This is a genomic window from Shewanella decolorationis (genome assembly GCF_004354305.1).
In the GTDB taxonomy this organism is placed as follows: Bacteria; Pseudomonadota; Gammaproteobacteria; order Enterobacterales; family Shewanellaceae; genus Shewanella; species Shewanella decolorationis.
The window spans coordinates 3902749-3920230 of sequence record NZ_CP037898.1; the positions used below are offsets into that span (position 1 = coordinate 3902749).

General features: G+C 49.4%; 16 protein-coding genes. 5 read left to right on the plus strand and 11 right to left on the minus strand.

Annotated features, from left to right (window positions below; genetic code table 11):
- Window positions 1–9: 9 nt before the first annotated feature.
- From EYR25_RS17410 to EYR25_RS17445, 8 genes are all read right to left on the minus strand, one after another.
- Window positions 10–645 (minus strand): paraquat-inducible protein A, encoded by a 636-nt coding sequence (locus tag EYR25_RS17410; RefSeq protein ID WP_133181786.1) that lies wholly within the window; start codon window positions 643–645, stop codon window positions 10–12.
- Between the two features lie 101 nt (window positions 646–746).
- Window positions 747–1937, minus strand: a complete 1191-nt coding sequence (locus EYR25_RS17415; protein WP_133181788.1) for a cyclic di-GMP phosphodiesterase — start codon at window positions 1935–1937, stop codon at window positions 747–749.
- A gap of 216 nt (window positions 1938–2153) precedes the next feature.
- Window positions 2154–2396: a hypothetical protein gene (locus EYR25_RS17420; protein ID WP_133181790.1), complete on the minus strand. Its 243-nt coding sequence runs from the start codon at window positions 2394–2396 to the stop codon at window positions 2154–2156.
- A 7-nt stretch (window positions 2397–2403) separates the two neighbouring features.
- Window positions 2404–3141 (minus strand): DNA-binding protein, encoded by a 738-nt coding sequence (locus EYR25_RS17425; RefSeq protein ID WP_133181792.1) that lies wholly within the window; start codon window positions 3139–3141, stop codon window positions 2404–2406.
- Between the two features lie 15 nt (window positions 3142–3156).
- The gene (locus EYR25_RS17430; protein ID WP_133181794.1) at window positions 3157–3699 is read right to left on the minus strand and encodes a core component of ECF transporter; all 543 of its coding nucleotides are present in this window, start codon (window positions 3697–3699) and stop codon (window positions 3157–3159) included.
- Complete coding sequence (locus EYR25_RS17435; RefSeq protein WP_133181796.1) at window positions 3696–4379, minus strand: energy-coupling factor transporter transmembrane component T; 684 nt, start codon at window positions 4377–4379, stop codon at window positions 3696–3698. Before EYR25_RS17435 ends, EYR25_RS17430 begins: the two co-directional genes overlap by 4 nt.
- Window positions 4369–5733, minus strand: a complete 1365-nt coding sequence (locus EYR25_RS17440; RefSeq protein WP_133181799.1) for an ATP-binding cassette domain-containing protein — start codon at window positions 5731–5733, stop codon at window positions 4369–4371. Before EYR25_RS17440 ends, EYR25_RS17435 begins: the two co-directional genes overlap by 11 nt.
- A 1-nt stretch (window position 5734) precedes the next feature.
- On the minus strand, window positions 5735–7918 hold the full coding sequence (locus tag EYR25_RS17445) for a TonB-dependent receptor plug domain-containing protein (RefSeq protein ID WP_133181801.1): 2184 nt from the start codon (window positions 7916–7918) through the stop codon (window positions 5735–5737).
- Window positions 7919–8326: 408 nt separating this feature from the next.
- On the opposite strand from EYR25_RS17445, the gene EYR25_RS17450 reads away from it, so the two are divergent.
- Window positions 8327–9685 carry an isochorismate synthase gene (locus EYR25_RS17450; RefSeq protein WP_133181803.1) on the plus strand — a complete coding sequence of 453 codons (1359 nt, stop codon included), beginning with the start codon at window positions 8327–8329 and terminating at the stop codon, window positions 9683–9685.
- A gap of 14 nt (window positions 9686–9699) precedes the next feature.
- On the opposite strand, the gene EYR25_RS17455 is transcribed toward EYR25_RS17450, so the two are convergent.
- A complete protein-coding gene (locus EYR25_RS17455; protein WP_133181805.1) occupies window positions 9700–10425 on the minus strand; it encodes a type 2 periplasmic-binding domain-containing protein in 726 nt (241 codons plus the stop codon).
- Window positions 10426–10668: 243 nt separating this feature from the next.
- On the opposite strand from EYR25_RS17455, the gene EYR25_RS17460 reads away from it, so the two are divergent.
- Both EYR25_RS17460 and EYR25_RS17465 read left to right on the plus strand, forming a co-directional pair.
- Window positions 10669–11328, plus strand: coding sequence for a 7-cyano-7-deazaguanine/7-aminomethyl-7-deazaguanine transporter (locus EYR25_RS17460; protein ID WP_133181807.1), 660 nt, complete (start codon window positions 10669–10671; stop codon window positions 11326–11328).
- A gap of 99 nt (window positions 11329–11427) precedes the next feature.
- Window positions 11428–11895: a GNAT family N-acetyltransferase gene (locus tag EYR25_RS17465; RefSeq protein ID WP_133181809.1), complete on the plus strand. Its 468-nt coding sequence runs from the start codon at window positions 11428–11430 to the stop codon at window positions 11893–11895.
- A gap of 255 nt (window positions 11896–12150) precedes the next feature.
- Here EYR25_RS17465 and EYR25_RS17470 read toward each other — a convergent pair whose 3' ends face one another.
- Window positions 12151–14286: a sensor histidine kinase gene (locus tag EYR25_RS17470; RefSeq protein WP_133181811.1), complete on the minus strand. Its 2136-nt coding sequence runs from the start codon at window positions 14284–14286 to the stop codon at window positions 12151–12153.
- Window positions 14287–15669, minus strand: a complete 1383-nt coding sequence (locus EYR25_RS17475) for a sigma-54-dependent transcriptional regulator (protein WP_011718787.1) — start codon at window positions 15667–15669, stop codon at window positions 14287–14289.
- A gap of 284 nt (window positions 15670–15953) precedes the next feature.
- Here EYR25_RS17475 and EYR25_RS17480 point away from each other — a divergent pair, with 284 nt between their 5' ends.
- Window positions 15954–16778, plus strand: a complete 825-nt coding sequence (locus EYR25_RS17480) for an ABC transporter substrate-binding protein (protein ID WP_011624595.1) — start codon at window positions 15954–15956, stop codon at window positions 16776–16778.
- Window positions 16775–17482 (plus strand): ABC transporter permease, encoded by a 708-nt coding sequence (locus EYR25_RS17485; protein ID WP_011624596.1) that lies wholly within the window; start codon window positions 16775–16777, stop codon window positions 17480–17482. The genes EYR25_RS17480 and EYR25_RS17485 overlap by 4 nt, the downstream gene beginning before the upstream one ends.

Here is a 17482-nt window from a genome sequence, read left to right on the forward strand (position 1 = left end):
TATGCCTGACTACAGAATCGGGGTTGGTCGACGCACTAAGTAACCACTGGCGATGGAGAGAATGCAGTAGGCGGTAAAGAAGTAGAATCCGCTCTCAAACTGCGCCTTGGTCTTTAACATTTCGCCCATGCCCCCCGAGGCATTGCCCGCCAAAAAGGTAATGATCAGGGCCACCACAAACACATCGGCCATCGACCATTTCGCCAGCGCAGAGACGATATGGTGAATGCGCCACTGCAGCGCAATCGAACTCACGGTTTGTTGTACCAACATCAGGCTGAGTTTCACTGCAGGGATAACGATGCTAAACAGCATTACCAGCCCAGCCACTAAGCCATTGCCGGTATTATATAGTTCGGTGACTGTGCTCCAAATACTGCGGGTTTGCTGTAATACCTCCACCTCGCCCTTGAGATTATTCAGCCCCAACAGGCCACTGACCATATTCAACATGCCGCGGGCACTGTCGCGCCCCGAATCCTCATCGAAACTTTGTGCGACCTGCTCAATCCCTTGTTCGGTGAGTTTGGCCTTATCTATGCTGCCATTGAGGCTCAAAATGGGCTGAGTTACGCCGGGGATTAACAGCGCCAAAGACAGCAGAATAACGAGAATGGGAAGCAGAGAGTTGCGTAAACAGTTCATAACTAGGCCCAGAGGAAGTTTGTCCCAGTGTACGGCTTTTAGCGCAGTGAAGGAAATGAATGGCACCTGACATTTCGGCGGATATCAAGTGCACTAAGCGATTAATAGAAAGGAGTCGGATCGATATCGAGTGAGCTTGGGGACACACCACGCTCAATATATAAATCTGATTTGAGCAGATCTACCATGACCACTTCTGTATAACGTTTTGCTTTTAAAGAATAAAAACATTTAACTATCGGGTTTAATGCATCTCTATCCTTTGAAACCCAAACGATACCTACACGTCCATCAGACAGCTCTACTAAAGATCCAACAGGATAAACACCGATACAACGGATAAATTCGTAGACTAACTGCTGGTCTAAATGAAACGGGGTCAAGCTCAGTAAAATCTTAAACGCGGCGGCAGGACTCATTGCCTCTTTATAGCAGCGAGTCGCAGTTAAGGCATCGAAGATATCGACGATACAACTCATGCGACCATGGAGCGGGATTTCATCACCCTTTAATCCCCTTGGATAACCCCGACCGTCCAATTTTTCATGATGCATCAAACATACATCACGACTTATTTGAGACAACCCTTTAGTTTCACTCATAATTTCAAGCGCATACACTTGATGCAACTTCATATGCTCGAACTCTTCGGGGGTGAGTTTGCCCGGTTTATGCAGGACTTTATTATCGACCTTAATCTTGCCGATATCATGCAAAATGCCACCTACAGCCATTTCCCTCAGCATATCGCGGTCGAGTTTAAGGTATTTACCAAAAGTCACCAGCAGGAAGGCGACATTCACTGAGTGCTCTAACAAATAGGCATCTTTTGTGCGCAGTGCTGACATGCACTTGAGGGCGTCCTCATCCAAGAGCACTGATTCGATCATGCTATCGGCTAAAGCTTCAAAGGGAGCCACTTCTATCGCTTTACCTTCGAAGGTTTCGGAGAGAACTTTACGGATAAGATCCTTAGCTTCAGTCAAAATAATCTGAGCTTGCTCTTGCTGCTTCTCACGTGTCACAGAGGTTTTCTTGGGATCAGATAAGCCATCATTATTGGCTTTGCGCTTAAAACCACAATGATCCGCTGAACGCTCGGTATCCACCCAAACGAATTTGATCCCACTATTAGTTAACTTAGAAATCGCATCCTTGTGCTTGATTTGTCCAGCATTTGCGATAGCAAGCCGACCTTGATCTTTTTTGTCAATTGCCGTGACAAACATTCCCAGTGTCAATTTCGACACAGGCAATTTGATTAGGTCAACCGATTCTGCCGACTCACTCATATCTGCAACCCCAAGGCATAGAGAAAATGACTGCTATTTACTACGCAGCTTGCCGCCCTATTGGGCATATTAGCTGTGACTTATCTCTTGGTAGTATAGGACAGTTTATCCTGCATTCTAAGCCGAGGGAGGGAAAAGCACCATATTCTTTGATGACGAGCATCAAAGAACCAGATAAAAACCGAGCAGAATGATGGGGTATTGCTCAGTTAAAGGCTAATTGGTTAATAATACGGTATTTTTTAGCATCATACATTCGAAGCTTGTCACCATCCAACGGCGATATTGGCAGTTATAGCAGGAGCGCATTTCATCATCGACCTGCTCATCTTCATCGTCGGGCGCAAAGCGAGAACACAGCTGTGCCGCTCGCCTCGCTTCAGGATATTGCTGCAAACCCGCTCGAAAAATCCAACGTTCGGTCTCGTATTCAAACTGGTTGAGAAGGTCCTGATTCATCTTCACCTCAATAGTCCTGCAATGCTTGTTTGCCCGCATTACGCCACTGCTCACCGTCACGGCTAACTAGCAATACAAATTGATGCTCAAGATAAACCGCCTTCACTTTACCTTTGAGTTGAACCTTTTCATCCGCCGCTAAACGGGTTTTATCTGTGCTCATGACCGCATCGAGGCCTGTCTGCTCGAGAATGTCTGCCACAGTTAATTCGAGGGACACTTCCTCAAGCTGACCGAGTTTAATTTGCCCCTTAACGCGCCCATCACTGCCCATTAAACGCAGCCCTAATCCCGCCAAAGCACCAATCACGCCCTGGCCAGTACCACCGTGCTCGGTGAGTTGGATCTGTAACTGCTCAGCAAGCTGATAAGCGGCCGCTTTGGTGATCACTTCACGCTTGGCTCTGAGCCCAAAGTCCATCAGCGCATTCACATCATAGTCGGAATCGACATCCAAAATTGCAATGCCAGGATCCGCCTTAGGCGCAGACTCTGCGACTAAATGCGCGACCGCCAGACGATGGATCTCCGCCTGCGATAATGGCGACTGCAACGCAAAACACATGGCGCTGTTGTGGGAGGTGTAAGGAATATCTGGATGCACAAACAACTGATGCCGCGTCACAAAGGAAGCCTTGCCACCAGAGTGCTGCGCGAGCAAATGTGCAATCTCCTCGGCTATCTCGCCTGTTCCCTTAGTGCCAATGTCGTCGGTATCGTCAATACAAATAAGCCAATTTTTCATCGGTATTCCTAGCAATTAAAACTTGTCACGGTGGAGGAGATCATGGGCCTTAAGCCTATGCAACACAGGCGGCACCAGCAAGGCACCTAAGGTGGCAAAGAATCCGCCCTTAAGCACGCTCGCGCCCCATTGGATAAGCACGACGTCGAAGGCCATGCCCGCCAACGCATTGGTCAGTGCCACTTTTACCGCCCAGGCCATACAACCAATAATGCCTAAGATCACGCAGCGCCAATGCAGGCTTAATGTGAGCGGTAACAGTAAAGCCACGAGATCCATCGCAATCGCCGGTAAGATAAACTTCAATAAAATCATCGGGCCGCCCTTGCCGACACCGAGCGCCATGGCGACTAAACCTGCTATCCCGCCACAGGCAATCATGCTGCCGAAACGCCCAAGCACGCCGTAGCAAATCAAGTAGAAGAAGCTCATTAAAAACATGCTGTGACCAGAGATCCCAAGCTTGAGCCTTAACATTCCCGTCAAGGCCACCAGCAAGGTGGCGCAAAAACCAATAAACAACGAGTCCTGTAGACTCAGAGGGAGTTTTTTCTTCATTTTTTGTCTCTCGGTGAGTGCCAATGGGTGACACGCGTACTCTTGCCAAAGTGACGACTCTGGGCCGCAATCGCCATCTGACGAGATAATTTAAGTAATTGGATTAATACGGGAAACAGCACGCAATACACTAGCTCTGGCCAATTTTTAGGATTTCGCAGCGCCTTAGGGGTAATGCGTGCGCCGCGCAGACATTGGATCTGGTAAATCTCGCGTACTTCGTCCGCCATAAAGGGTAGCAAACTCAAGGAAGCTGCCACCACAAAGGCCCATTTAGTTGGCAAAAAGGCACTTAACACTTCGCTGATACGCTCGGGCGCCGCCGTAATACACAACCACCAGCCGGGGATAGTCGCTAGAATAATCCGCCCGACCAGCACGGCGCCTTGAGCCAAATGGCCAACACCATAGAGCAACAGATACAAACTCAAGGTAATCGTCAGTTGAATCGCACCGAGTTTAACCACCCCCATGATGCTGCCGCGGCGCGCTAAACCATGGAGCACGAGCAAGCCATTGATCGCCACCAGCGGCAGCAATAGATCGGCGGGCAATACAAAAGCGCAGGCTGAGAGCACACAGACCAACAATAGCGATAGCGCACATAGCGTAGTTTCTTGGCGTTCGCGACTCCAACGCCTGCGGGCTCGTAGTCGCCAGCGACGGCAACTAACCCACATAGCGCTCCTCCATCCCCATGGCATCTTCCGTCAGCAAGCCATTGTGTAAACTGAGTTGCCTAGACACGGCACTATGCTCCACCACTCTGTGACTGCTCATTAGAATCGCACAGCCCTGCGCCCTAAGACGCTTGAGCAGGAACCACACTTTTCGGTAATAGTGCTTATCCATGCCAGCAAGCGGGTCATCGAGTAACAGTACCTTAGGCTGCAGGCAGGCCAAGGATGCCAAGGCAACCAAATGCTGCTGCCCGTAGGACAATTTATGGGGAGATTGTTCGGCAAGCGCCATCAACTCGAGATCGAGTAGCATTTGCTCGGCACGCTCTTTGGGGAGTTCGAAACGATTCAGGCTAAACTGCATCTCGGCTAACACGCTGGTTTCAAACAGTTGTCGACTCGGCCTTTGGATTAATAATCCTAACTCGGCACCATAGATGCCCAATTTAGGTTTACGACCTAAGACTTTGAGCGGCAAACGCAGCTTTAGGTTGAGCATTCCGGCTAAGGACTTTAATAGACTGGTTTTACCCGAGCCATTATCCCCGACCAGAGTCACTATCTCACCCGCATGTAACTGAAACCCCTGCGGACAGCTAAACAAAGGCTGGCTACCGTCGAAACAAAAATCGAATGCCTCAGCACTGACCAGCACTTTACCAACATGAGCAGAACCCCAAGGTTTAACTGGCGTATCAATCGGTTGAGTATCGCTAACTGTATAGATACCTGTGGATAAACGGCCAGCCTCCAATTGCCAATAATGCTGGATAATCTCGGCAAACGCCGCCGCATTATGCTCCACTAGCACCAGCGCCATACCTTCGGCAATAAGATTGCGCAGCACTACCAATAGCTCAGCCACACCCTGATCATCGAGCTGCGCCCATGGCTCATCGAGCAGCAATAAGTGCGGCTCGCACACCAGCTGGGCGGCGATCATCAAACGGTATTTTTGGCCGAGGGAAAGGGTGCTGACTGGGGTATCGAGCCGCAGAAACAACCCGACGCGTCGCAGCGCTAACTGCACCTTAGGCAACATATTCTCGGCGGGAATGCCGAGATTCTCTAAGGCGAAGGCCACTTCGGCGCCCACGGTTTGCCTTAGTAGCTGAGTTTGAGGATCCTGCATCACTAAACCAGTAACCAGCTCGGGATGACGCCAAATATCGCCCTCATGCGGGCGATTCTGCACGCCCGCAAGCAGGTTTAATAGACTCGATTTACCCGAACCCGTTGGCCCGCTGACACAATGGCATTGACCAGCGCTAATCCCTAGCCTGACCTCCTGCAATACAGGGGTTAATTGGCTGCCATAGTTAAAGCTGACACCTTCGAGCTCGAGTAATTTCATCTTAAATTTGCCAGTTCACACCCACAAAGAACTGACGGCCAGCCTGAGGCAGGGCCTCACTTTGGTAGTAGTTCTCATCCAATAGGTTAGTGGCGCGCAGATACACTTCTAACTTATCGGCGATCAGCGGCTGCACTAAGTTAATGTCCACTAAGGTGTAGTTATCCAGCGACTGTTGTTGATACTGGTTCTGCCCGTTCACTTTCACCTGAGTCGCATAAACCTGATCGAGGATACGCTCCACATTCAGGTGCACTTGCGTCTCGAAGGGGAACTCGTAACTCATCTGCCAACGCAGCTGGTGACGAGGACGGTATTGCAGCGCATCTAAGGTATCGTCGCCTTCCATTTCTTTCGAATCTAAGAAACTGTAGGAGAAGCTCAGATCTAAATGCTCAATCGCATGGTTGTTAATTTGGAAATCAATCCCTTTGAACTCATAGCGCCCCATATTTTGGTAGAAACCATCGGTATCTTTGGCGATATAGTTCTTCGCATCCGTGTAATAACCGTAGAGCGAGAAGTCGGTGCTAGCCGGTAAGTTTTGCTCCAGACCGAGCTCGACATGTTTAGATTCTTCCGCTTCTAGCTCACTATTACCCGATGATTGCGAGTACAGGTTCACCATAGAGGGGAAACGCACTTTACGGGCCACACTCAGGCTCAAGCGTGAATCGGGTACCACCTGCCAATAGCTAGAGGCCATTGCCGAGTAGTTATCATCCGTACCATCGGAGGTATCGAGCGAATGGAAGGCACCACCTAAGGTAAAACCATAGTTGTGCTCAGATTGATACTGATATTCGGCCGCAGCGGTATATAACCATGCAGAATCGTTTAGGTTTTCAGCACCGCCGGAACCGCCACCGCTACCATTGCCACCGCCAGAACCTGTTCCGCCACCGCTACCAGTGCCACCACCAGAACCTGTTCCGCCGCCGCTACCAGTGCCACCACCAGAGCCTGTTCCACCGCCAGAACCTGTTCCACTGCCGCTACCTGAGCCGCTGCCAGAACCTGAACCTGTGCCAGAACCCGAGCCTGTGCCCGAGTTATTCCCCGTGCCACTGCCAGTATCGCTTGAGTAAGTATCGACGACTGACTTCCAACTCTGTTCTTCAGCAATCACAGAGGTGGTTAACAGCCCAGCCTTATGGAAATCGGTGATCAGCTGTAAATTGACCCCTTGCACCACGGAGCGGCCATCTTGAGTTTGCGTCAATGCCTGATAGGTTTCATCGGCATAGGCCGCTTCTAAGGTATCGCTTTGATTGTGATAACCAAATCCGCGCAGGGTGAAGGTATCGTCAAACTGATGGGCCAAGCCAAGTTGGAAGGTATGTGAATCGTAATCGTCGGTACGTTCATACTTAAGTTTGCCGCTACCAGTACCATCACGGGCAGGTTTGCCCCATTCACCATTGCGCAGCGCCATGTTGGCAATCAATTGGGTCTTATCCGATAACCAGTAACTGCCTTGGGCATAGACGTTGGTGACTTCTTTATCTGAGTTAGCCCGCAGCTCACCGTCTTGATATTGAGTCGGCTCGAAATCATTCGACATAGGGTAGCCATCGGTCTGCTGACGGCTAACACTCGCCAATCCCTGCCAATCATCACCCGAGCCAGCGGCGCTGATATCACCATTGAAGGTATTGTCTTTGCCCGCTTCCAAGCGTCCAGACAGAGCGGGCGCAGTACTGCCCTGCTTCGTAATAATATTGATCACCCCACCGGCACCGCTTGGGCCGTACAGCACTGAGGTCGGTCCGACCGACACTTCAACCGAGGCAATTTGGCTGGTTGGGATTACGCTTGGGTCGAACTGGCCATCATCGGCACTGCTCATGGGCACACCATTCACCAGTAAAGTGACATGGCGTGTCTTAAAACCACGAATATCGACCCTTGGAGTGCCATCACCGCCCACACGGATATATACCCCGGGCACATTCTTCAACACTTGATCTAAGGTCTGGGCACCTAAAGCGCGGATCTCGGCTTCGTCTATGCTCCAATGGGTGGTCGCCAATTGCTCGGCATCGGCACCTTCGCCATGGACGACAATAACTTCATTCACATTCAGCAGGGGATCACGGGCGATTTCATCGGCGTTGGCGCTAAAACTCAACCCAATCGCAAGCGCTAAGGACGACACTCTAAAGGCGGTATTTCTGGTAATCATATTATTGTTGTCATACAGGAAGTTTAGGATGTGCCCCCTATTGTGGTCTGAGGAATTTCCGCCTCAACTGAAAAACAATCAAAAACCAACTCAGATCGATAAATTGCAACAAATGGAAAACGCCTTCTGTCACAAATAGACAAAATGTCCAACACAGGCTACGGTATCGACAAAAAGACCCATATAGGTCACATTTTTTTGCACCTCAAAATGAGACTATGGCAAAAGTCACACACTCGTGGGTTGCATCTTGACACTCGCGGCCTCGGCCTTTAATTTGAGCGAAAGATTCTTATTTACACGTTCTCGGCCACTTAGTGTAAATGACTTTAAAAAGAATGGATTAACTTACCGCTGACTGCCGGAACTTCAGCCACCACCTTCATCTCGTTACCTTTGGAGTTTTATTTGCCCGCTCACGCCCTGTCTGAAGACCTTAAGTCTCTCATCGACAAACTCATTCAATTGAAGCAGGTTCCACCGACGGAGCCGATAGTGCAGTTATCCTTAACAACTGTCTCTATCCCTTTGATTTCGTGGCTGGCATCCCAACACCAATATCCACGCATTTACTGGCATGGACGTGACAAGGTTGAAGAAGTCGCGGCAATTGGCGCCTGTAAAGACTTTAAGTTTGAAACCGGTGTCGATGATAAAACATTAGCGAACGTCTACGAACAGCAGCGCGCCTTATCCAGCAATCCTGAGATCCGCTACTACGGCGGCGTGGCGTTTGACCGCAGCATCGAATCTTGGCCCGAGTTTGGTAACAGTCGCTTTGTGTTGCCGCGTATCGAATTTAGGCGCAGCAACAATCAGTTCAGTTTACGGGTGAATCTTAACTTTGCCGATAGCACTCCAGAAGAGGAAATCAATCGCGCCATTGCCGCGATTGAAGCCGTGATGCCAGCAAGGCCTTTGGCACCACCGAATAAACTGACCCTGTTGAGCCGCAACGATACTCCCGACTTTCCACGCTGGAAAACCTTAGTCGAACAAGTGGTTGAGCCTAAGTTTAATCAAGAGACGCCCAAGGTGGTGCTATCGCGCCACACTGAGCTTGAGGTTAATGCGCAGGTTGACCCTTGGATGGTGTTAGCCTGCTGGCAAGGGCGTAATCCCAACAGTTTTCAGTTTGGCTTCCAATTTAGCCCAGATCGCACTTATATCTCCTGCTCGCCAGAGCGGTTATTTCGCCGTCGCCAGCAGGAACTGTTTACCGAGGCACTTGCCGGCACCACAGTACGTGGCTTAAACCAAGAGGAAGACACGGCGCTAGCCAACGCACTGCTCGAGGACAATAAAAACAGCGTAGAGAACCAGCTGGTTCGCCGCCATATCGTCAGTATGCTCTCCCCCTTGAGCCAACATGTGAGCGCCGAAGAAGCCGCGACGATTTTTAAGTTAAACCATATTCAACACTTGCACCGCGCCATTCGCGCCGAGTTAAAGCAGGGCGTGAATGACTTCCAATTGTTACAGGCGTTGCACCCAACACCTGCGGTGGGTGGCCTTCCCAGACAGTCTGCAATGAACTTTATTCGCGAGCGTGAAGGCTATATGCGTGGCTGGTATGCTGGCGCCTGTGGTTATTTCAATAAGTATGAGAGTGAGTTTTCGGTGGCGATTCGCAGCGCCTTGATTGAACCCGGCAAGATCAATCTTTTTGCTGGCGCGGGGATTATTGCTGGCTCTGACCCTGAGGCAGAATGGCAAGAGCTAGAGAATAAGTTAGCGACAATTATGTCGATTCTGATTGAGCTATAAGCTACTGATAAACCCTAAAATCCCTTTGCTTTTGTCTCTGCATAAAGCCGTTCTTGCTCGCCAGATTCAATAAGTTTTTTATGCTCAATATCAAACTGTCGCTTTAACATTTGTCCTTTTTCCGTATTGGCAAACGCAAAAAATATCTCTGCATTTAATACGCCTTGAATAATCACAAACTGTTGTGGCTCCTTCAGTTGGGGGATTAAGGATTCTAAATTTTTTTTATAATCCAGCAATGCATCTATTCGTCCGACATTGACACTGTTGAGCATACTGAGCATATCGCTACTTTCTTCGTAAAACATGGGAGTGGTAGTGAGCATGTTGTAGCGATAAGCCAACATGGCTTGGACTTTCTTGTGGGACAAGCTCTCAATTCCCGACCAAGAAGCGGCAATTTGAGGAGTAACGGCAGCATCAATAGAGTCGAGTTCAACAGGCTCTTCACTTAATAAACTCTTTTTCACATCCCCCTTATAGACGCTGAGGATCATATCTACTCTATTGGACTCTATCAGGTATAAGGTTCGAGCAAAGGGCATAAACTGCACATCGAGTTGCCACTCAGGCGCAGGAAAAGTACGTTGCAAAATATCGAAGTAATAACCCGTCTGATCGGGATTAGCGAAACCTTCCCACGAGGCAGTAACCAAATGAATAATCACAGGCTTACTCGGCGTAGCGAAAGCGCACAAACTCAAAAAACTTAAACACAAGGCCGCAAGGAATGATCTCATCTGAATCTCCTTCCCTTTTACTCATAGTGTAGGATAGTTTCGATGCTAATGCAGAGAACATATCGATCACTCGTGCTTAGAGAGTGCAGTTAAATTGCTTGGAATATAAACAGTAAGCTTGCATCTTCAAGCCTGGTCACTATAATGGCGGCCCCGATTTCAGCACGCTGATATTGGCAAAAATAACAACAGATCATTTAGCGGGTTCCCTCACCCCGCCCTACACAACTAAAAAGGCCACATATGTTAATGTTAACTCCTGCGCAGCTTCGCCGCGCACTCCTACTATTAGTGGGATTTCATATACTGATTATTTGCGTAAGCAACTACTTGGTCCAACTACCGTTTCAATTGTTTGGTTTTCACACCACTTGGGGCGCGTTTAGTTTTCCCTTTGTCTATCTCGCGACCGATCTCACAGTGCGCATCTTTGGACAAACACCTGCCCGTAGCATCATTCTCAAGGCCATGGTGCCAGCCTTGATGATTTCCTATGTCATGGGTGTGGTATTCCATCAGGGTAGCTTCCAAGGGATAGATTCCTTAAGCCAATGGAACACTTTTGTGTTTCGCATTGCCTTCGCCAGCTTCGCGGCGTATTTGATTGGTCAGCTGATGGATATCACAGTCTTCGCTCGTCTACGCCAAAGCCGTTCTTGGTGGGTCGCGCCTGCGGCATCGACCATTGTCGGTAACTTAGTCGACACTTTAGTGTTCTTCAGTGTCGCTTTTTATGCCTCGACAGACAGCTTTATGGCAGCCAACTGGCCCGAAATCGCGGCAGTGGATTACAGTTTTAAATTACTCGTGAGCTTAGGGTTGTTCCTGCCCGCCTACGGCGTCCTGCTGAAGATCCTACAAGACAAGATCTTGCAAACCAGTCCACAAAAATCATTTTCCTGATTAACTCAACTGGCCAGACCTGTTATAATTTGAGCAGTTTTTTGTTCAGCCCCACTGTGTTTATGCGCATTTGGGGCTGATTTTCTGTGAGAGAAAATTATGTATTCAATTGAAATCAAAGCACTGACAGCTCTGACTCCTGAGTTGACCACACAGCTTATCGAACTGAGCAAGCAAATCCCTGAACTCGACCGTCCTCTAACTAGCGAAACCCTCGCGGAACGTCTCTCAGACAAAACTAGCTTGATTCTCTTAGCCTATGTGGAAGGTGAATTGGCAGGTTTTAAACTGGGATACGAGCAGGCAGATGCCGTGTTTTACAGTTGGTTAGGCGGTGTTGCGACCGACTTTAGACGCTTAGGGCTGGCACAGAGCCTATTGGAATACCAAGAAACCTGGGCGAGCCGCCAAGGTTATAAGCTGATCCAGGTTAAGACCATGAATCGCTTCCCTGCCATGCTCAATCTGCTGATTAGAAATCAATATTTGATTACTGAACTGAAGGCTGATCCGCAAAGCCTGATTAACCATAAACTGCATTTAAGCAAGTCGATAGCAACGGCTTAAAGGCGATTTACATAAAAATGTGCATTTTTTGCGAGAAATAGCTTGCAAACCTAATTGAGAATGATTATCGTTAACTTGCGTTCCAAAACTCATCTTTAACACGGATGACTGGTAATCTGACGTTGTTAAAGTGCTCCTGAGTTTGCAAGCACGACATTGCTCACACACACTCTTTTGTGGCCGGATTCATCATCCGGCTTTTTTTTGCGTTTTATTCAGTGAATCAATCCGATAGCATTTCGTGCAAAGTAGCTTCTAAGATGACATTTCAGTGCTTTTACCAGAAAAATGTAAGCCATCGTAGGGATTATTTTGCTGATCTTCCTTAGCCTCGTGGTGCAAACCAATGGTGAAAATAGAACCTTTCCCCAGTACAGAACTGACCTCAATGGTGCCACCGATGCGCTTGATAATGCCGTAGCTGAGGGATAATCCAAGGCCAGTACCGTCTTTACGTGTGGTGTAGAAGGGATCAAAAATCCGCCCTAGCTGCTCAGGCGCAATCCCAGAACCTTCATCCTCAACCTCGATTTTCACCCCAATAGGCATATCCTGCTGCACCCAATCATAGGTTCGCACCCAAATCCGCCCCTTACCATCCATCGCATGGGCGGCGTTAACTACAAGGTTAATCAGCACTTGCAACAACTGCGGGCGGTTAACCTGCACGGGGCAACTGGCGTTCAATTCAGTTATCAGCACCACTTCTTGTTTTTGAATCGAGTGCCGCACTAATACCAGCATTTCCTCGATGATGGGCGTGATGGGATGCATCTCTAAGGGAGCGTTAAACTCACCTGGGCGGCTGTATTGCAGCAGGCTGCGGATAATAGTGCTGATACGACCAACCTGTTGAATAACTAAATCAATTTCTTCTTTAACAGTTTCAGCATTATCCCCAAGCTCGTATCGCAACAACTCCATATTCCCGAGGATCACCGCCGTTGGGTTGTTAATCTCATGGGCAATGCCTGCGGTTAGCTCGCCCAGCGCGGTTAGCTTTTCATTAGTCACTAACTGCTGGCGAGTCTCATTGAGTAACGCCACGTTGCGCTGTAACTCTAAGGTCTTGTCCTGCAGGCTACGAGTACGCTCTTCAACCTTCATCTCGAGTTGTTCGGCGGCGGCTTGGATTTGTGCGTTGCGCCGCTGCAATAAGTCGAGCATTCGGTCGAACTGCTCGGCAAGATTCGACAATTCGTTATCCCTGTCTAGCCCCAAGGCGCCAATCCGCACGTTGCGCCCTGACTGTACCGCTTGCACTACATGGTGAATGCGCTCAATCGGTTGCAACAAGCTGTAAGCGCCGCGGTAAACCAATAAGCCGGAGATCAGCAGCACCAGCATCAGAATGGTGCCTAACTCAATGATATTAAGCAGGTAGTTATGAATAAAGGGCGACTCAGAGAATCCGGTATAGATCATGCCAACACGTTGCCCACGGATATCTTCTAAGGGCGCGTAGGCGGAAATAAACCAATCGTTAAACACAAAGGCGCGATCGACCCATAACTCGCCGTGATTCAGCACTTTTTCGCGCACTTCCTCCGACACTAAACTGCCGAGCGCCCGCCCTTGGGGTTCATTCGACTGTGGGAAAAAATGCAAAGGCACGTTGGTTGAGACACGAATATTGTCGAGGAAAATGGTCACAGTACCGATGGAACGCTCCGGCAACGTGCCCTTGTCGTACACGAGGTCGCGGATATGGTCGACGATGCGCGTATCCCGATTAAACAGCACGCCGCCATCGAGATACCAAGCCACTTTTCCCTCAAAATCGGGGATCGGCAGCAAACTGCGGCTCAGTAACCCACGGTCTTCCACTTGTTTATTCGGGCTTTGCGCCCGCAGTGTCGCTAGTAAGGGAATCGCCGCCCTTTGGGCTAAATCCGGATCAACCCGCGCCAAACGTTCAGGCGATAACACCATCAGCCCCGAATAGGGCAAGAGACCACCCATTTTCGGTAAAATTTGTCGCAAATCCGGGTCTGACGCGGCCTCGGCCACACTGACAAGTCTTAGAAAATCCAGATCGAGTTGCTTTTTTTGCTCATTTAGAAAGGCATCTATACTCGCCCTGTGGGCCAACTCGCCAGTGAGAATGGGCCGAAAATCATTTTGAAAAGTCCATGAGGTCATTACTCTCTCGAGCTGTTTCTCCTGACGAACTTGCACCTGTTGCAGGGTATTTTCAGCGACAGCCAGATCGGCTTTTACCTTCATAAACAGTTGCTTGCCTGTGTAACTGATATTCCAGTAAATAGTGATAAACACTAAACTCACCAAGGTGAGCAAAATCGGCAGCAAGGTGAGGATCAGAATGCGATAACGCACTTTGGCCTGCATTTGCTGCCAACTGACACCAAAAAAGTGAGTAAAAAACGACACTTAGAACTCCTGCTCGTCGCTAACGTCAAACCACTCTTTATACTTGCGATCTAAGGTCTTACGGGAAACGCCTAAGTCCCTCGCCGCCGCCGATTTATTGCCAGAGTGCAGATCCACCACACTGGTCACATGGTGTTTTTCCACTTCTTTCAACGGCCAATCTAAGGGATAACCTTGGGAGGCCGAAGACTCTGTCTTCACCTGTTGTTTCCAGTATTCCGCTGGCGGCTTGCCGAGCAGAATGCAGCGTTCAATCATATTGCGCAGTTCACGGATATTGCCTGGCCACTCGTGCTGTTGCAGCTTCACCATATCCTCATGGCTCCACACGACTTCACGCACACCCAATTCGGCCGCTAACTGGCGAGTAAAGTGATGGGTCAATTCGACCACATCTTCCGGACGCTCACGCAGGGGAGGAATTAAAATATCCAGCACATTCAATCGATAATAAAGATCACGACGGAAGTTACCCGCCTCGACTTCATCCACCAGCGTGCGGTTAGTAGCCGCAATCACCCGGACATCGATATTGACTTCCTTCTCACTGCCGACGGGGCGAATCGCCTTTTGCTCTAATACCCTGAGCAGTGCCGTCTGCATTTTGAGGGGCATCTCACCAATTTCATCGAGGAAAATGGTGCCGCCGGAAGCAAAACTGAATAAGCCTTCGCGATTTCCCTTAGCGCCGGTAAATGCCCCCGCGGTATGACCAAAGAGTTCACTCTCCAGTAGTTCGGGGGCGATAGAGCCGCAGTTAACGGGCACAAATGGCCCTTGGCGGCCGCTGAGTAGGTGTAATTGGCGCGCGACAAGCTCTTTACCCGTGCCCGATTCGCCTTGAATTAACACCACGGCATTAGTCGGTGCCACGCGCTCAATCACTTGCTTGACCGACTTCATGGCCTCGCTGCTACCGATAATGGTGGAGGAATAGCCGATAGAGACTTCACGGCGCAGCATTAAGTTTTCACGGCGCAGCAAACGGCGTTCAATACAACGGTCAACCGCCGACATCATCTGCTCGAGGTGGAAGGGCTTCATAATAAAGTCTGAGGCACCAGCCCGCAGCGCTTTAATCGCGACTTCTAAATCCGCATAGCCTGTCATAAAAATCACATCGGAGCGGCGGCCTTGTTCATCCAAGGCTTCGTGCCACTCGATACCCGAGCGACCCGGTAAACGGATATCGACAATCAATAGGTCGAAGTGGCAGCGACTACGTAACTGCTCAGCATCTTCAATACTGCCCGCCGTTTCGACTAAGGCGAATTTTTTCGAGAGCGCCTTATTCAAAAAGCTACGCATCCCCGGCTCGTCATCGACGATCAGGACAGACACAGCGGAAGGAAGGGGCTTGAGGTTATTATCTATCTGGCTCATAGTGCTCACTTCTGGACATTTTGACTCAATTGCGACCAATTCTAGCATTGAAACTAGACAAATAGGTCACTATGAACCATAAGAAGCATGCGCTGAGACAATTTGTCTGCAAACTATTTGTTGAGCCTGAGATCAGGGTCACAATTTAGATCAAGCTGTGAACGTAAATGCGTCATTGTTGGTTTGGCATCCTATTTGCTTTCAATCGAACGCATTACAATTTACGGAACCTCCCACTCAGTAGGCAATTGAGTCGGAACCCTATTTTTCGCCAAGGAGTATCCATGCTAAACGTGAAATCCCATATGAAGTCATTACTGGGCCTGGTTGTTGCAGCCAGCATGCTCACAGTGTTACCCGCTCAATCGGCTGAAGTGATCAAGTTAGCCACCACCACCAGTACTGAAAACTCAGGTCTGTTAAAAGAATTACTGCCTAAGTTTGAAAGTGAATCAGGCTACAAAGTACAAGTTATCGCAACGGGTACGGGTAAAGCCCTGAAACTGGGCGAGCAAGGCGATGTGGATTTAGTGATGACCCACGCCCCAAGTGCTGAAGCAAAATTTGTTGCCGACGGTTTTGGTGTTGAGCCACGTGGCATTATGGAAAACGATTTCGTGGTGTTAGGTCCTAAAAACGACCCAGCGAAACTACGTGAAAGCAAAACTGCCGAAGAAGCCTTCGCAAAAATCGCCAAATCTGGCTTACCTTTCGTCTCTCGTGGTGACAACTCTGGCACCCACATCAAAGAGTTAGAAGTATGGAAAGCCGCAGGCGTGACTCCTGACTTCAAAGGTTACACTTCAGTAGGTCAAGGCATGGGTAAAACCCTGCTGATGGCAAACGAATTACAAGGTTATACGCTGTCTGACCGTGGTACTTTCGTGGCTTACAAAACTAAGCTGGACTTAGGTGTCGACTTCGATGGCGGTAAAACGCTGGCGAACCCATATCAAGTGATTCTGATCAACCCAGCTAAATACCCAGATCTGAACCACAAAGGCGCCAAAGCCTTCAGTGATTGGCTGATCAGCAAAGAAGGTCAAGCCATGATCAACAACTTCAAAGTTGAAGGCGAGCAACTGTTCAAGGCAACCTATAGCGAATGAGCGAAGGCTGGCTAGCACTGTTACAGCAGGCGTTAAGCCTGCTGTTTTCATTGGACCCCGACGTTTGGTCCATCATCTCTGTCTCGTTTTCGGTTTCTTTCGCGGCGCTGCTCATCACCTTAGTCCCCTCTATGGTGCTCGGTTTTGTGTTGGCGTTTGCCCATTTCCCCGGAAAGTGGTTTGTCACTAACTTAGTACAAACCTTGCAATCGATCCCTACGGTCGTCATTGGCCTGCTGGTGTATCTCATCTTGACCCGCAACGGCCCGCTTGGGGATTTAAAGTGGTTGTTCACTCAAGAGGGGATGATCCTCGGCCAAATGATGATTTGCGCCCCCGTGATGATAGCCATGAGTCAAGCGGCCTTCACCAGTGTCGATCGCCGTGCATGGGAAACCTCACGCACCTTAGGCGCCTCTTGGTTTAGCGCGGTCTGGACCGTATGCCGCGAACTGCGTATGCCGTTATTGTTGGCGATTGTCGCGGCCTTTAGCCGTATTCTCACCGAAGTCGGCTGTTCTATGATGGTCGGCGGCAACATTTTAAACGTAACACGTAATATCCCGACGGCTATCGCACTGGAAACCAGTAAAGGCGATTTCGCCCAAGCTATCGCCCTCGGATTAGTGCTGCTAATCTTGGCCTTGATCCTCAACTTTGCCTTAGGTAGTTTACGCGGCAAAGAAACGCCAAGGAGCCATTAA

Coding starts and splice junctions, on each gene's coding strand:
- EYR25_RS17430 (WP_133181794.1), bottom strand. CDS start 3,699: ATGAAGAAAAAACTCCCTCTGAGTCTACAGGACTCGTTGTTTATTGGT.
- EYR25_RS17415 (WP_133181788.1), bottom strand. CDS start 1,937: ATGAGTGAGTCGGCAGAATCGGTTGACCTAATCAAATTGCCTGTGTCG.
- EYR25_RS17480 (WP_011624595.1), top strand. CDS start 15,954: ATGCTAAACGTGAAATCCCATATGAAGTCATTACTGGGCCTGGTTGTT.
- EYR25_RS17425 (WP_133181792.1), bottom strand. CDS start 3,141: ATGAAAAATTGGCTTATTTGTATTGACGATACCGACGACATTGGCACT.
- EYR25_RS17440 (WP_133181799.1), bottom strand. CDS start 5,733: ATGAAATTACTCGAGCTCGAAGGTGTCAGCTTTAACTATGGCAGCCAA.
- EYR25_RS17445 (WP_133181801.1), bottom strand. CDS start 7,918: ATGATTACCAGAAATACCGCCTTTAGAGTGTCGTCCTTAGCGCTTGCG.
- EYR25_RS17420 (WP_133181790.1), bottom strand. CDS start 2,396: ATGAATCAGGACCTTCTCAACCAGTTTGAATACGAGACCGAACGTTGG.
- EYR25_RS17485 (WP_011624596.1), top strand. CDS start 16,775: ATGAGCGAAGGCTGGCTAGCACTGTTACAGCAGGCGTTAAGCCTGCTG.
- EYR25_RS17465 (WP_133181809.1), top strand. CDS start 11,428: ATGTATTCAATTGAAATCAAAGCACTGACAGCTCTGACTCCTGAGTTG.
- EYR25_RS17455 (WP_133181805.1), bottom strand. CDS start 10,425: ATGAGATCATTCCTTGCGGCCTTGTGTTTAAGTTTTTTGAGTTTGTGC.
- EYR25_RS17410 (WP_133181786.1), bottom strand. CDS start 645: ATGAACTGTTTACGCAACTCTCTGCTTCCCATTCTCGTTATTCTGCTG.
- EYR25_RS17475 (WP_011718787.1), bottom strand. CDS start 15,669: ATGAGCCAGATAGATAATAACCTCAAGCCCCTTCCTTCCGCTGTGTCT.
- EYR25_RS17460 (WP_133181807.1), top strand. CDS start 10,669: ATGTTAATGTTAACTCCTGCGCAGCTTCGCCGCGCACTCCTACTATTA.
- EYR25_RS17435 (WP_133181796.1), bottom strand. CDS start 4,379: ATGTGGGTTAGTTGCCGTCGCTGGCGACTACGAGCCCGCAGGCGTTGG.